General features: G+C 62.7%; 13 protein-coding genes and 2 pseudogenes. 7 read left to right on the forward strand and 8 right to left on the reverse strand.

All coding sequences use genetic code 11. The features are described 5' to 3' along the window. Positions 1–72: 72 nt before the first annotated feature. Positions 73–426: pseudogene (locus tag HJC04_RS25005) on the reverse strand (hypothetical protein); the annotation flags it as partial. Between HJC04_RS25005 and HJC04_RS25010 the strand changes: the two are divergent. Then, positions 426–737: pseudogene (locus HJC04_RS25010) on the forward strand (carbohydrate-binding protein); the annotation flags it as partial. The pseudogenes HJC04_RS25005 and HJC04_RS25010 overlap by 1 nt on opposite strands. Here HJC04_RS25010 and HJC04_RS25015 read toward each other — a convergent pair. Both HJC04_RS25015 and HJC04_RS25020 read right to left on the reverse strand, forming a co-directional pair. Continuing rightward, positions 732–1742 (reverse strand): GlxA family transcriptional regulator, encoded by a 1011-nt coding sequence (locus tag HJC04_RS25015; RefSeq protein ID WP_210631795.1) that lies wholly within the window; start codon positions 1740–1742, stop codon positions 732–734. The pseudogene HJC04_RS25010 and the gene HJC04_RS25015 sit on opposite strands and share 6 nt — an antisense overlap. Beyond that, complete coding sequence (locus HJC04_RS25020; RefSeq protein WP_221147363.1) at positions 1739–2317, reverse strand: isochorismatase family protein; 579 nt, start codon at positions 2315–2317, stop codon at positions 1739–1741. Before HJC04_RS25020 ends, HJC04_RS25015 begins: the two co-directional genes overlap by 4 nt. 182 nt (positions 2318–2499) lie before the next feature. Between HJC04_RS25020 and HJC04_RS25025 the strand changes: the two genes are divergently transcribed. Both HJC04_RS25025 and HJC04_RS25030 read left to right on the forward strand, forming a co-directional pair. Then, complete coding sequence (locus HJC04_RS25025) at positions 2500–3168, forward strand: response regulator (RefSeq protein WP_210631797.1); 669 nt, start codon at positions 2500–2502, stop codon at positions 3166–3168. After that, on the forward strand, positions 3158–4558 hold the full coding sequence (locus HJC04_RS25030; RefSeq protein WP_221147364.1) for a sensor histidine kinase: 1401 nt from the start codon (positions 3158–3160) through the stop codon (positions 4556–4558). Before HJC04_RS25025 ends, HJC04_RS25030 begins: the two co-directional genes overlap by 11 nt. 81 nt (positions 4559–4639) lie before the next feature. Here HJC04_RS25030 and HJC04_RS25035 read toward each other — a convergent pair whose 3' ends face one another. The 5 genes from HJC04_RS25035 to HJC04_RS25055 all read right to left on the reverse strand — a co-directional run bounded on the left by HJC04_RS25035 (position 4640) and on the right by HJC04_RS25055 (position 9868). Then, on the reverse strand, positions 4640–5521 hold the full coding sequence (locus HJC04_RS25035) for an ABC transporter permease (protein WP_210631799.1): 882 nt from the start codon (positions 5519–5521) through the stop codon (positions 4640–4642). 11 nt (positions 5522–5532) lie between these two features. After that, on the reverse strand, positions 5533–6351 hold the full coding sequence (locus tag HJC04_RS25040) for an ABC transporter ATP-binding protein (protein ID WP_221147365.1): 819 nt from the start codon (positions 6349–6351) through the stop codon (positions 5533–5535). 94 nt (positions 6352–6445) lie between these two features. Further along, complete coding sequence (locus HJC04_RS25045) at positions 6446–7459, reverse strand: ABC transporter substrate-binding protein (protein WP_221147366.1); 1014 nt, start codon at positions 7457–7459, stop codon at positions 6446–6448. Positions 7460–7727: 268 nt separating this feature from the next. Further along, entirely contained in the window at positions 7728–8456 is a 729-nt protein-coding gene (locus HJC04_RS25050) for a FadR/GntR family transcriptional regulator (protein WP_221147422.1), read from the reverse strand. Between the two features lie 404 nt (positions 8457–8860). Beyond that, positions 8861–9868: a LacI family DNA-binding transcriptional regulator gene (locus tag HJC04_RS25055; RefSeq protein ID WP_221147367.1), complete on the reverse strand. Its 1008-nt coding sequence runs from the start codon at positions 9866–9868 to the stop codon at positions 8861–8863. Between the two features lie 207 nt (positions 9869–10075). Here HJC04_RS25055 and HJC04_RS25060 point away from each other — a divergent pair, with 207 nt between their 5' ends. Genes HJC04_RS25060 through HJC04_RS25075 form a run of 4 tightly spaced genes read left to right on the forward strand, consistent with a single transcriptional unit; the run spans position 10076 to position 14516 of the window. Continuing rightward, entirely contained in the window at positions 10076–11395 is a 1320-nt protein-coding gene (locus HJC04_RS25060; protein WP_221147368.1) for an alpha-L-fucosidase, read from the forward strand. Positions 11396–11442: 47 nt separating this feature from the next. After that, entirely contained in the window at positions 11443–12663 is a 1221-nt protein-coding gene (locus tag HJC04_RS25065; RefSeq protein ID WP_221147369.1) for a sugar ABC transporter substrate-binding protein, read from the forward strand. Positions 12664–12715: 52 nt separating this feature from the next. Continuing rightward, positions 12716–13642: a carbohydrate ABC transporter permease gene (locus tag HJC04_RS25070; protein WP_221147370.1), complete on the forward strand. Its 927-nt coding sequence runs from the start codon at positions 12716–12718 to the stop codon at positions 13640–13642. Next, positions 13632–14516 carry a carbohydrate ABC transporter permease gene (locus HJC04_RS25075; RefSeq protein ID WP_210631806.1) on the forward strand — a complete coding sequence of 295 codons (885 nt, stop codon included), beginning with the start codon at positions 13632–13634 and terminating at the stop codon, positions 14514–14516. Before HJC04_RS25070 ends, HJC04_RS25075 begins: the two co-directional genes overlap by 11 nt. The last annotated feature ends 183 nt before the right edge of the window (positions 14517–14699 follow it).

Raw genomic sequence — 14699 nt, forward strand, 5'->3', positions numbered from 1 at the left:
GGTCAACCGCAAACCAACCTGCCTCGACAGCCTCAGGCCCGGAGTGCGAGACGGCGGAGGCAGGCTTTGAAGCTACTGCGGCAGAGCGAATGCCGGCACCCGAACGCTCTTCTCGCGGAAGTGCCGCTCCACTTCATCAAGATCCGGGCAGGCCGGCGAATTCTCCAGCGCCAGCACCCAATTCTCCTGAACCGGCAGAGCCAGTGCCGCGGTGACCAGCACGGTAGTTCCTGGGTCGATTTCGCCGTGCAACTGCGGCAGCAGGGTCTTGGCGTGGATGAGGTTGGTGTTGGGTATAGGGCTCATCGCATGGCCGGCTCTCGGGCGAGTCGAGAGATCGACGATAGCGCTGATATCGGTCTGGCCGTACCAGACGGCACGGCCCTCTGCCCGTTCGGATCGGTCGGCGTTGAAATTGGCGCGCTCGGCCGGTGCGGATCGATGAGATCGTCTTCTACCTCCGGGCGGATTTCCCGCATGATTCCTGGTGGGAAAAGGCAAGCGTCACCTTCTCGAACGGCAGGAGCTTTTCATTCCCGCTGGTGAAATCGGGTGCTGCGCAGCGCTTTGCGATAGAGCCGTGCATCATCGAATGGATGGAACTGCACGGCCTTGTAAAGGCTGAGGACAGTTCGCCCTTCCCGGCGCTGACGCAGATCGAAATCTGGGGGACGGAGGTGGCTGCCGTCGTCGCTGTCGAAGACGAGGCCGGGCACCGCCTTCCTCTTACGCTATGAGCCGAGGGCCGGCTTGGGCCGCGCCGCGCTCGGCGGGCTGTCATGCAGTCTGTTCCAGGCGCGACGCAGCTGCCGGGCCGAGCCGAAGCCGGCGCGCATCGCCACGGCCTCCATATCCAGCCGTGAACCGGCGAGCATCTCGCGGGCGAGCGCCACGCGCATACGGTTGACGAAATCCGTGACGCTCATGCCGGTATATTCGTTGAACAGCCGCGAGAGGTTTCGCGGGCTGGCGCCGCTGAGGCGCGCGAGCGAGGCGACCGACCAGTCGCGGGAGGGATCGGCAGCGACTGCGTCCTGGGCGCGATGGATGGCCGGATGGATATGGTTGCGGCCTTCGAGCCAGGGCGAAAGCTGCGGATCCGAGCCGCCGCGCCTGAGATAGACGACGAGATAGCGCGCCACCGCAAGCGCGCAGGCATGTCCCGCCGCTTCGGCAACAATGTGCAGCATGAGGTCTATACCGGCGGTGATGCCGGCGCTCGTCAGGCGCTCTCCATCCTCGACATAGAGCCGGTTGTCCCGGATGCGCGCGGTGGGCGCAAGCCTCGCCAGGTCCTCCATGCAGCCGTGATGGGTGGTGCATTCGCGGCCGTCGAGCATTCCGGCCTCGGCGGCGAGCAAGGCGCCCGAGCAGATCGAGGCCAGCCGAACCCCTGGACGAATGGCCCGCTTCAGCCAGGCGACGATCGCGGCCTGGGCGGCGCGCTCCTCTTCGTCCCACGGACGGTTGTTCTCCATCGGCGCGTCGGCGCTGCCGGCGATGACGACAAGCGCCTGGTCGGGCAATCGCTCCGGCAAGGCGGCGACGCCGGTCACGGCAAGGCCGATCGAGCTGCCGACCGTTGCCGAGGGGCCAATATAGGTGACGCTGAAACGCACCGCCGTCTGTTCGAGGTTCGCCTTGCGCAGCACTTCGATCGGGCCAGCGACATCGAGCAGCAGCACGCGCGGCGGCACGACGACGTAGACGGGAATATCGAAGGGCTGCGCTGTACCAGTCATGCCGCGAGTTGCTCTTCGCGCCCCGCCAGCGCCTGTTCGACCGTGGCGATCCGGGCGAAGCGGCCCGACAGCACCAGTTCCGTGCGGCCCCGGATTTCTCCGGCGCTCCAGGTGCGCCCCGCCGCGTCGGTCATCGGGAAGGTCAGAGTCGCTTCGCCGACATAGTCGACCTGATAGCCGAGATCCGAGGCGTGGCGCGTCGTGGTCTCGCAGCACTGTTCGGTGCGGATGCCGGAGACGATGATGCGACGAACACCATTCTTGGTGAGCCACACGTCGAGCCCGGAACCGACGAGCGCACTATGGCGGCTCTTCCTGAAGGTTGCTTCGGGAGCGATCCTGAGCGGGGCGAGCGTTTTGACGAAGCCGGAGCTTTCCGAAAACGGCCCGCTTCCATCGACATGAAAGATCTGGATGGCGGGTATTCCGTGGGCTGCGGCGCCGTCGATCAGAGACTGCTGGCGTTCGATATAGGCGGGTGCGAGGGCTTCATCCCAATAATCGCGCTGCCGGAAGGACTCCTGCGCGTCTATGACGAGAAGAATGGTTTCATGGCCGGACATTTTCTGCTCCATGGCGGTTAATCATGAAGCCATATTCGACGACATGAAGACAGAGGAAAATGCACGCGCCGGACAAATAGCGGACAGTTCGCGCCAATGGCGGCCGAAGGCGGCCTCGTGCCGGGAGCGGCGGGCGAGACACAACGCCATAGGCACGCTTCCGCCAGGCCCTCTGCCCGTGCTAAGGGGGACGGATGAGACTGCTTGTGGTGGAGGACAACAAGGAACTGGCGGCCTGGCTGGGCAAAGCCCTGCGGCAGGCGCAGTACACTATCGATATTGCCTATGACGGCGAGGACGCCGAGCATCTGCTCAAGGTGGCGGAATATTCAGCGATGATCCTCGATCTTGCGCTGCCCAAGCTTGACGGACTGACGCTTTTGAAGCGGCTGAGGCAATCGGGAAACAAGCTGCCGGTCATCATCCTGACCGCAAATGCGAGCCTGGACGGCCGTGTGGCAGGGCTCGACAGCGGCGCCGACGATTATCTCGCCAAGCCTTTCGAAATCGCCGAACTCGAGGCGAGAATCCGCGCGGTCGTCCGCCGCGGCCAGCACCGGGCGTCCTCGGAGATCACCGTCGGAAACCTGCGCTTTTCCGGCGGCACGCGGCAGTTTTTCGTCGCAGACGAACCGCTGCAACTGACGCCGCGGGAATATGCCGTTCTCGAACAGCTCGTCATGAAGCTCGGCACCACGGTCTCGAAAGCCGCCCTGTCGGAAAGCGTCTTCGGTTTCCATGATGAGGCCGATCCCAGCGCCATCGAAATTTACGTCCACAGGCTGCGCAAGAAGCTCGAAAACAGTTCGGTTCAGATCGCGACGCTGCGCGGGCTCGGCTATCTCCTCAGACATGTCCAATAGCGCCGTGACAAAGGCCGGCGGAACGATCGCGCGGCTCAGCCAGAGCCTGAGGGTGCAATTGCTCTGCTGGGTGCTGCTGACGCTCTTCGGCGCGATCGCCTTCAATCTCTACGACAGTTTCTGGTCGGCCGACGCGACGGCAAAGCTGGTGACGGATCGAACGCTTCTCGCCTCCGCCCGCGTCATCGCCGAGGCGGTACGCGTCGATGAGGGCGGCAATGTTCAGGTGGATGTGCCGCCGGCCGCGCTCGAGATGTTCGATACCGGCTTTGGCGACCGTGTATCCTATCAGGTCATCACCGCCTGGGGCAATCTGGTGAGCGGCTTTCCCGACCTGCCGCGGCCAGCCGTCCAGCGGGCGGGCGATGATCGCGCCTTCCACGGCGCCGATGTGCGTGTCATCATGCTCGACCATCCCGTCGTCGGTCTTCCCGATGACGGCACGATCTCGGTGACCGTCGCCGTGACCCACAACAGCCAGTACGCGATGCGACGGCAATTGTGGCTTTCGGATTTTTCGAAGCAGTTCGTGCTTGTCTTCATCGCAAGCCTGGTGACCATCCTCGGGCTTCAGCGCGGCCTCGCGCCGGCGCTCAGGTTGCGGGACGCCGTGCGGCGGCGCGGGCGCAACCGCCTCGATCCGCTGCCGCCGGAGATGGTCCAGAGCGAATTACGCCCGCTCGTCCATGCGCTCAACGATTACATGGAGCGCGTCCAGAACCAGATGGCCGCGCAGCGGCGGTTCGTATCGAATGCGGCGCATCAGTTGAGGACGCCGCTCGCGCTGATTTCGACGCAGGCGAGCGTGGCATCCCGGGAGGATGATGCGGCCCGCCGCGACGAGGCGCTTGCTGCGCTGCGCACCAGCACACGGCAGATTTCGCGCCTCGCCAGCCAGCTTCTCACCTTGTCGCGAGCCGAGCCCGGCAGCCGGCGCCCCCGCAGCGACGCGACCGATCTCAGCAAGGCTGCCCGCGAGATCCTGGAGGCCTATGCCGAAGAGGCACTCAAGCGCAACATCGATCTCGGCCTGGACGCGGACCGCTCCGCCATCGTGGCGGGTGACGGGACGATGCTGCGCGAAATGCTGGTCAATCTCATCGACAATGCGATCCGCTATAGCAAAGCCGATGGGCGAGTGACCGTCGCCGTCGGGAAGGAGAACGGCCACGCCGTCGTCACCGTCTGGGATAATGGGCCGGGGATTCCCGAAGGGGAGCGCGAGCAGGTTTTTGAACGGTTCTATCGGATCATGGGAACCGAAAGCGAAGGGAGCGGTCTCGGGCTTGCGATCGTTCGGGAGGTCGTCGAAGGCGCCGGAGGTTCGGTTTCGCTGAGCGATGCGGAGGGCGGCGGTCTCCTCGTGACCGTGCGGCTTCCGCTCGCTTGAACCGGCGACGCTCCGAATTGACAAAGGCCGGGCATGGAGCCCGGCCTTCGCTTCGATCTGCCTTGGGAGGAGGCGGATTTTTTACTGCGTGTCGAGGTGCTGCTGCGGACGCCATTTTGCCAGGCGGTTCTCGATCAGCGTCATGATGTATTCGGCAAAAAGCGTGACGACCATGACGAGGAGGATGGCCGCGAACATGCCGGCCGCATCGAATGTGCCCTTTGCAATCGAGATCAACTGACCGATGCCGAAACGGGCGCCGACGAATTCGCCGACGATCGCGCCGATGATCGCGAAGCCGAAGGAGACGTGCAGGCTGGCGAAGATCCAGCTCATCGCTGAGGGAATGACCACCGTGCGCGTCACCTGCCAGTCGGAAGCGCCGAGGATGCGGGCATTGGCAATCATGTTGCGGTCGGCTTCGCGCACGCCCTGGAAGGCGTTGGCGAAGACGACGAAGAACACCATGATGAAGGCGAGCGCCACCTTGGACGGCAGGCCGAGACCCATGATCATGATGAAGATCGGGGCGAGCACCACGCGGGGGATCGAGTTGATTGCCTTGATGTAGACGGAGAAAATGTCCGACAGGAAGCGGTTGCGACCGAGGCCGATGCCGACGAAGACGCCGGTGATCGAGCCCGCAAAGAAGCCGATCAGTGCCTCTTCCATCGTCACCCACAGATTATACCAGAGCGATCCTTCGGTGGTGCCTTCGGTCGCCCATTCGTAAAGCCGCTCAACGACGCCGCTCGGGCTGGAATAGAAGAATGGGTCGATCCAGTTCATGTTGGAGGAAAGCTCCCACATGCCGATCACGAAGACCAGGATGGCGATCTGCCAGAAGCGCACCAGCGTGTTGCGCCGGCGTATCGCCTTCAGCGCGGAGGCTTCGATCTCGGCATCCGACGTGCCCGGGCGAAACAGAGTGGCCGAACCGGCCTCGAATGTGACGTGTGCCATGATATCCTCCGTCAGGCCGCTTCGCTTGCGCGGCGGTAGCTGGTCTCGACCTCTTCGCGCAGGTCTTCCCAGATCGTCTTGCAGTAGTCGATGAAGCTCTGCTCGTAGCGGATTTCCGATACGACGCGGGGGCGGGGAAGGTCGATCGGATAGACCGATTTCACCGTGGCCGGGCCGGCGGTCAGCACATAGACCTTGTCGGCAAGCGCCACGGCCTCTTCGAGATCGTGGGTGACGAACACCACAGACGCCTTGCGCTCGGCCCAGAGCTTCAGCAACTCCTCGTGCATGACCGTGCGGGTCTGCACGTCGAGCGCCGAGAAGGGCTCGTCCATCAGCAGGATTTCAGGTTCGCTGATGAAGGTCTGCGCCAGCGAGACACGCTTGCGCATGCCGCCGGAAAGCTGATGGGGATAATGGTTCAGAAACTTCGACAGGCCGACGCGGGCCAGCCAGTCGCGGGCGCTCTGTTCCGCCTCGGCGCGCGACTTGCCGCGAAACAGCGGGCCGGCCATGACATTGTCGATCACGTTCTTCCACGGGAAGAGCGCGTCGGTCTGGAACGCAAAACCGACACGCGGGTCGATGCCGGTGATCGGCCCGCCCATCAGGCGGACTTCGCCGGCACTCGGGCGTGCGAGGCCCGTCACGAGGTTGAGTGTCGTCGACTTGCCGCAGCCGGTGGGGCCGACGACGGCGACGAACTCGCCGCGGGCGACCGTCATGTTGAAATCGCGCAGCGCAGTGAGCGACTTGCCGGTCGGAGAGACGAAGCGCCGGCTGACATTGATCAACTCGATCGCCGGGGTCTGATTGTTGTCCTGTTGCATGGTGATACCTGAGGCGTGCTTAGGGGCGCGCACGCGATGCCCGTGATCGAACGGACGCCGCTTCCGCTCGGGAGCTGGAAGCGGCGCGGCGGCCTCACTTGACGTTCTTGACGAACTCGGTCGTGTAGGTCTTGGAAAGGTCGATCTGCTTGCCCTTGACGTTCTTGGAGAACTCCGAGAGCACGGCAAGCACGGTCTGCGGACCGTCTTCCGGCATCACGCCGTCAGGCGTGAACATGCCCTTGCCCTCGTCGAGAGCCTTGACGTAGCCGTCCTTGTCGCCGACGTAGAAATCCTTCGGCATCTTGTCGGCGATCTCGGCGGCGGAATGCGTATTGATGTACTTCAGCGTTTTGACGAAGGCGTTGGCAAGTTTCTGTGCCTCGTCCTTATGTTCCTCGACCCACGAAGTTTCCATGTAGAGCGAGGCAGCCGGGTAGGTTCCGCCGAGTGCCTTGCGGGTCGCTTCGACCGTGCGCATGTCGACGAGAACGCTCGCTTCGCCTGTCTTGATCAGGCGCGAGATCGTCGGCTCCGTCGTCATGCCGGCCTGGATCTGATCCTGCTGCATGGCGGCGATGAAGGTGCCGCCGGCGCCGACCGGAATGGTGACGACGTCGCCGGGCTTCAGGCCCGCCTTGGAGGCCATGAAGAGGGTGAGGAAGTTGGTGGAGGAGCCGAGACCGGTGACGCCGAGGCTCTTGCCCTTGAAGTCGGCGGGCGACTTGATGTCGGGGTGCTTGCTCGAAACCATCTCGACCTCGCCAGGCGCCTGGCTGAACTGAACGATGGATTCGACGAACTTGCCCTTGGCCTGCAGGTCCACACAGTGGTCGTAGAAGCCGACGACACCCTGCACGGCGCCTGCCAGAAGCTGGTTTTCGGCATCGACGCCAGCCGCTTCGTTCAGCAGCTCGACGTCGAGACCTTCGTCCTTGAAGTAGCCCAGGGATTCAGCGAGCTTGGCCGGCAAATAGATCTGCTTTTCATAGCCGCCGACCATGATGGTGATCTTGTCGGCCGCGTGGGCGGCGCCTGACGTGAACGAGGCTGCGGCGAGAAGCGCGGAAAAAGCGACGGTGTGAAAAAGGCTGCGTGAAGAACGCATTGATATTTCCTCCTGATGGTTTACCCGCATCGTCGTCTCGTCACCTTGACCCGTGTCTCCTCCACGATGCTGCCCTTTCCTAAGACGTCGAAGCTTTCAACTAGCTTTCAGCCGCAGACAGGTTAACAGCCCGTCCATCCATCACGCCGACATGGGCTGCGCACGTCCCTTACCATAACGCGGCTGCGCAATCGGCCAGCAGATTTGCTCGCGGCAGCCGGGATAGCGGTTGGTCTGGTGATGTCTGCTGCAGCGCTCTGCGCTAGCCTCAGCTCGTAAAACTTCGCAGATCCTTCAGCAGGTTGCGATACCTGGCCTGGCTGCCGACCAGATGCTCACGCATGGCGTTGCGGGCCGCCTGATCGTCCCTGTCGGAGATCGCCACGATGATTGCTTCATGTTCCCGGTGAATGAGCTTGCGGTAGGCGGTCTGTTCGGCCGTCCTTGTTTCCGGAACGACCCTCGATTGCGGGATGATCACCGAGCCTTGAGACTCCAGGAAGTGCTTGAACAGCGGATTGTTCGTCGCCTCGGCGATCGCGACATGGAGTTCCAGATCCGCCTCGCGGATGGACTGATCGGTCTCGATGCAGTGGAGGATTTTCCGATGGCATTCGAAGATCGCTTCCTCCTGCGCCGGCGAGCGGCGCCGCGCGGCGAGCCCCGCCGCCTCGATTTCGACAGGTGTGCGGATCTCCAGCACTTCCAGATCGGAGGCGACGCGGGCCTTGTCGACTTTCCGGCCCGACAGCGCCGCGTCGGGGCTGATCACGAAGATGCCCGCGCCCTGGCGCACCTCGACCAGCCCGTCGGAGCGAAGGGCTGCCACGGCTTCGCGCACCACGGTCCGGCTGACGCTGTGCGTCTCGGTCAGTTCATGCTCGCTCGGAAGCTTGTCGCCGGCGGCGTACTGGCCGCTGAGGATCGCTTGCCGCAGGCTTTCGCCAACCTGTGAGACCAGAGACCCCGAGCCCCCGCTGCGATCCTTCCCCTGCATAGCCACGCCTCGATCCCCGCATCGGCTTCGATCCCGCCGGCCAGGGCCGCGACATCCCGAAATTACGATTCATCACACATGCATGACAAATCTTGTGATCTTTCAATGGACGCACAATTGTGGGTGCTTGCCGATTTTGGCGGTAGGGTGCCCCGTTGCATATGATCTGAGTTATTCGCTATGATTGCGATGGTCGATAAGAGAGCTGCGATGGGAACCAGAATCCCGGCTGAACAGGTTTCGCTTCCGCCTGTGCAGGAAAGCGCCGCAGTTTGACTCTTGAAGCACTGGTTGATGTGGACGAGGGCAAGACTGTCGATCACGGGTTGATGCAAGCATGGGCTGATAGCCTCGATGATGATCGGCCTCTTCCCTGGCCTCGCAAGGAAGTTTAGGCCAGCGCCTTATAGCCGCTTTGTCGACTCCCCACGCACGAATCTCGGCGTCAGGATGAAATCCTGCGGCGGCTGGGCGGCGGCCTCGGGGCTTGCGATCCTGGCCAACAGGCGCTGTGCAGCCAGTTCCCCGAGCTTCTGCGCATCCTGCACGACCATGGTGATGCGCGGCGTGATGACGTTGCTCCAGGGCACGTCGTCGACCATTGCCAGCGATACGTCGTCGGGACAGCGAAAGCCCATCTCCTGCATCACTTGCAAGGTTGCCAGCCCCATCATGTTGTTGGCGCCGATGATCGCGGTCGGGCGATCGCGGCGGGTGAGCAGGCGCATCGCCTGCGTGTGGCCGCCGCTCCTGGTATAGCCGCCCTCGACCACGAGTGAAGGATCGACGTCGACGCCGGCGCCCGCCATCGTATCCATGAAGCCCTTCAGGCGTTCGTCGGCGGTGTGCAGGCCGCTCGGGCCGGAGATGAAGGCAATGCGCCGGTGGCCGAGCTGCAGCAGGTGCTCGGTCAGGATCGTCGTCGTCAGCGGATTGTCGGAGCCGACGAAATCGCGTTCGGCGCCCTCCACCTTCTGGTCGAACATGACGATCGGCGTCTTGAACTCGCGCAGGAAGCTTGCGTACTCCTCGCCGCGCCCGTTTGCCGCCAAAGCGATGCCGGCGATCTTCTGCGCCTGCAGCCGCTCCAAGAGCGCCCGTTCGAGATCGGCCCTGCCGGAGGAGTCGGCGATCAGCACGAAATAGCCGTGGTCGAGCGCCTGGTGCTCGATCTCGCGGCGGATGTCGCCGAAGAACATGTTGCCGAGATTGGCCGACACGAAGCCGATCAGCGAACTGCGCCCGCGCGCCAGCGTCTGGGCCACCGGATCGATGCGGTAGCCGGTCGATTGTATCGCCTGCCGGATGCGGTCGAGCGTCTCGGCGCCGACCCGCTTCGGGCTGTTGAGCGCGAGCGAGACGGTCGAGATCGAAACCCCCGCCAGGCGCGCGACATCTCGTATGGTCGTCATGGTTATCGAACCGGTTCTAAAGCTTTCTTTTGTCAGATTTTATCCGCCGTTGCAACAGAACCTGGCGAAATGACTACTTCTGAGCCGGCTCTTTCGGAGTTTGCGAATTGTGAATTTCGGCTTGACATGCGCTGGATCCAGGACGATGTTCAGTCACCGAACCGGTTCGACATGAGGTGGGGCCGGAAAACAGGGAGGAGAAAACCTGTGACGAGTTCGGAGCGCCAGCCTGAAAATTCGGTGTCGGGAGCGGGTAAGCACGCCTGGTTCAGCCATGATCGTCTTGGCATGTTCATCCATTGGGGTCTCTATGCCCTCGGAGCGCGGCATGAGTGGCTGAAGAACCGAGAAGAGCTGACTGACCACCATTACCAGCGCTATTTCGATAATTTCGATCCCGATCTTTACGATCCGAAGGAATGGGCGCGCCGCGCGCGTCTTGCCGGCATGAAATATGTCGTGGTTACGACCAAGCATCATGAGGGCTTCTGCCTCTGGGACAGCAAGGTGACCGACTACAAGGCGCCGAACACGCCTTGCGGCAGGGACCTGCTGACGCCGCTGGTCGAGGCCTTCCGCGCCGAGGGACTGAAGATCGGCTTCTATTACTCGCTGCTCGACTGGCACCATCCCGATTTCCCGATCGACGTCCACCACCCCTTGCGCAATCATCCGGAAGTCGAGGCGCTGAATGCCGGCCGCAACATCGTCAATTACGCCGCCTATATGCGCGAACAGGTGCGCGAGCTTCTGACCGGCTTCGGCCGCATCGACATCATCTGGTTCGATTTCAGCTATCCCCGCCGTGAATATCGCGGCCTGCCCGGCAAGGGGCGCGCAGACTGGGAGAGCGAACGGCTGCTGGAGCTGGTGCGCGAGCTGCAACCCGAAATTATCGTCAACAACCGCCTCGATCTGCCGCCGGGCAAGCTGCCCGACATCACGACGCCGGAGCAATATACGCCGCGCGTGGCGCCGGCTCTTGCGAGTCAGGGCGTGCTCTGGGAAGCCTGCCACACCTTCAGCGGTTCCTGGGGCTATCATCGCGACGAGGACAGCTGGAAGAGCCCGGAACAGATCATCCAGCTGCTCATCGATTCCGTCGCGCTCGGCGGCAACCTGCTGATGAATGTCGGCCCGACCGGCCGCGGCACGTTCGATGCCCGCGCCATCGCCGCACTCGAGGTCTACCAGATCTGGATGGCGGTCAATGCCCGGTCGATCTACGGAGCCGGTCCGTCCCAATTTCCGGTGCCGGCCGGCTGCCGCTACACCCAGCGCGGCAACCGCCTCTACCTGCATGTCTACAACTGGCCTTACCGCCACATCCATATCGAAGGTCTCGCCGACAGGATCGCATATGCGCAATTCCTGCACGACGCCAGCGAGGTGCGCTGGCTCAGCCACACCAGGGATGTGGATTCCAATATCGGCGTGATGGTGCCGGAAGGCATGATCACGCTCGAACTGCCGGTGCGGCGACCCGACGTTACCGTCCCGGTGATCGAAATCGTCCTCAAGGCGTAGTCGATCGCACTTGCGTGTTCATTGCGTCATGGAGGGAGGAGAAACCCATGAAGGTTCTGCAGAAGACGCTTATGCTTGCCGCAATTAGCGGCAGCCTCTTTGCCACAGCCGCCTCGGCCGAGCAGATCAACCTGACCTGGCAGATGTGGACCGGCTCCGATGCCGATACCAAAGGCTGGCAGCACCTGGCCGACATGGTGAACGCCAAATATCCCGATATCAAGGTGACGCTGACGACGACGGGCTGGGTCGATTACTGGACGCGGCTGCCGGTGCTGGCGGCGTCGGGCCAGCTTGCCGACATCGTTTCGATGCAGTCGCTGCGCATGCCGAATTTCTATTCGCTGCTCGAGCCGCTGAACGACCGGATCGCGGCAGACAAGTTCGACGTCGGGGCCTTCACGCCCTCGATCATCGGCGGCATGTCCGTCGACAAGCAGCTCTACGGCCTGCCCTATGACGTCGGTCCGTGGGTCATCTACTATAACCAGGACGCGCTCGAAGCCGCCGGCATTCCGCTGCCGAAACCGGGCTGGACGCTCGCCGAATTTACCGATACCGCCAAGAAGCTGACGAAAGACGGAAAGTACGGCTTCGGCATCACCCCGCAGAACTATTCGGTCCTGGCCTCGGCCTGGGGCGATAGATACGTCAACGATGCCGGCGAGCTCGACCTCACCAATCGGAGCGCCATTGCCGCTGCCGAGAGGGTGATCGGCTTTGCCGCCAAGGACAAGGTCGCGCCGCTGGTGCCGTCGAGTGCCGATGCCGGCACGGTCGTCCAGGGCCGCTTCTATTCTGGCAATGTCGCCATGTATATCGACGGTCCGTGGTCAATCATCGGCATGAAGGACAAGGTCAAGTTCAAGGTTGGTTCCACCACCCTGCCGCGCGCAGACGGAGAGCTTACGGCCGTCACTGCGGGCTCCGGTTTTGGCATTGCCAGGACGAGCAAGAACAAGGACGCGGCCTGGAAGGCGATCCAGGTGCTGACCAGCCCTGAGGCGCTGCAGTACCTCGCCGAACAGGGCCGGGCGCTGCCGGCGCGTACGGCCTCGCAATCCTCCTGGTACAAGGTGGCGGCCAAGGACATCACCAATGGCGGCGAGGCGCTCGATTATTCGCTAGCGCATTCGGTGCCCTATGCGATCACGAACAACTGGGCGGCCGTGGAAAATCTCTTCAACCAGTATTTCCCGCCCGCCTTCGGCGGTAGCGCCGACGCCAAGCAGACGATGGAGTCCATCCAGAGCCTCGCGCAGCAATAGAGCGTGCCGTGCTAGAGCGCGGCGGCGGGAGCTGCCGCGCATGGAGGAAGAGATGTCGGAAAGCGCCGTTGCCGAAATTGCCCTGCAGCCCGGTCATCCCAGGCACTTCTTGAAACCCGAGACGCAGACGGCCATGCTGTTCCTGCTGCCGAGTTTCCTCGGCTTCATGATCTTCATGGCCCTGCCGATCGCCGCGTCGCTGGCGCTCTCCTTCACCAACTGGCAGCTGATCTCGACGCCATCCTTCGTCGGCTTGCAGAATTACATCAAGCTCTTCACCGTCGATCCAGCCCTCTACACCATATTGCGCAATACGCTGTTCTTCGCCGTCGAGTATCTGGCTGTGAATATCATCGTTTCGCTGACGCTCGCGGTCTGGATATCGAGCCTGAAGCGCGGCAAGGCGATCTTTCGGGTGATCTTCTTTCTGCCGACCTTTACTCCGACGATCGCAGCCTCTGTGGTGTGGCTGCTGATCTTCACGCCGGACGGGCTCGCCGACAGCGTCATCCGTTCGCTCGGCCTCGGCCTGCCGAACTTCCTGCTGAGTTCGAGCTGGGCCATGCAGGCGGTCGTGCTCGTCACGCTATGGGCCAATGTCGGCTACAACGTCGTGATGTTCAACGCCGCGCTCGACCTGGTGCCGAAGCATTATCTCGAAGCGGCGATGATCGACGGCGCCGGTCCCTGGCGGCGCTTCTGGCGCATCCGCCTGCCGCTGATCTCGCCGACGGTCTTCTTCGCCACGGTCATGACGGCCATCACCTCGCTGCAGGTCTTTGACGAGATCTTTGCGATGACGCGTGGCGGCCCGGGCTCGGCGACGGCCACCCTCGGCTTCGCCATCTACCAGAAGGGCTTCACCAATTTCCAGATGGGTTACGCCTCGGCGCTCGCCTGGGTGATGTTCGTCATGATCATGGCGCTCACCATCCTGCAGTTCCACATGCAGCGCAAATGGGTGCATTATGACGACTGACCCGGCCTCGCGGTATCCGCATTCCCAGTCCCGGAACCGGCATCGCATCCTGCGGCGGATCGGCAGCTTCGTCAGCTACGCAGGACTGTCGCTGATCGCGCTGCTCTTTCTCTTTCCCTTCTTCTGGATGGTGTCGAATGCAGTGCGTTCCAACACCGAAGTGCTGGCCGTGCCGGTCCGTATCCTGCCCGAGGAATATCAGTGGGGTAATTTCATCGAGGCGCTGGTGTCGTTGCCCTTCGGCACCTTCCTGCTGAACTCCTTCGTCGTTGCCTGCGGCGTGACCGTGATCGTCATCGTGGTCTCCTGCCTGTCGGCCTACGCTTTCGCCCGCCTGAGGTTCCCCGGCCGTGAAGGGCTGCTGCTCACCTATCTCAGCACGCTGATGATCCCGCAGGTGATGCTGGTCATCCCGCTCTTCCTTCTGGTCAGCAAGCTCGGCTGGATCAACACCTATCACGGCATGATCCTGCCGGTCGCATTCTCCTCTTTCGGCACCTTCTTGCTGCGGCAGTTCATTCTCGGCATTCCCAAGGACCTCGATGAGGCGGCGATGATGGACGGGGCCTCGCGCCTGCGCATCCTGGTCAGGGTCATCGTTCCGCTCGCCATGCCGGCGATCGGCCTGCTGTCGCTCTTTACCTTCATCGCGCAGTGGAAGAGTTTCCTCTGGCCGCTGATCGCCACCAGTGGGCTCGAAAAGGCCACGTTGCCGCTCGGGCTCACCTTGTTCCAGACGCAGCAGGGCACCGCCTGGAACTACATTATGGCGGGCGCCACCATCTCCATGGTGCCTGGGGTAATCCTCGCCATCGTGCTGCAGAGAGTAATCTACAAGGGCATCAGCGTCGGCTCCGGATTCGGCGGAAGATAACGTCAATGAAACAAAGACTTGAGGCATCAGTTCCGAATTTGCCGCAGCGCCTCTCAAGTCCACGTGACCGGAGCCGAAGAAGGGGCTGCCGCCACGGCATCAAGTCCCCCGCCGATACTTCCAGCTCCGGCGCGAAAAGTAAAATTTAACCAAAATTTGAAATAACGCGCTTCTATCCGAATT

Origin of the sequence: Rhizobium sp. NLR8a, assembly GCF_019685235.1 — a bacterium.
Lineage (GTDB): Bacteria > Pseudomonadota > Alphaproteobacteria > Rhizobiales > Rhizobiaceae > Rhizobium.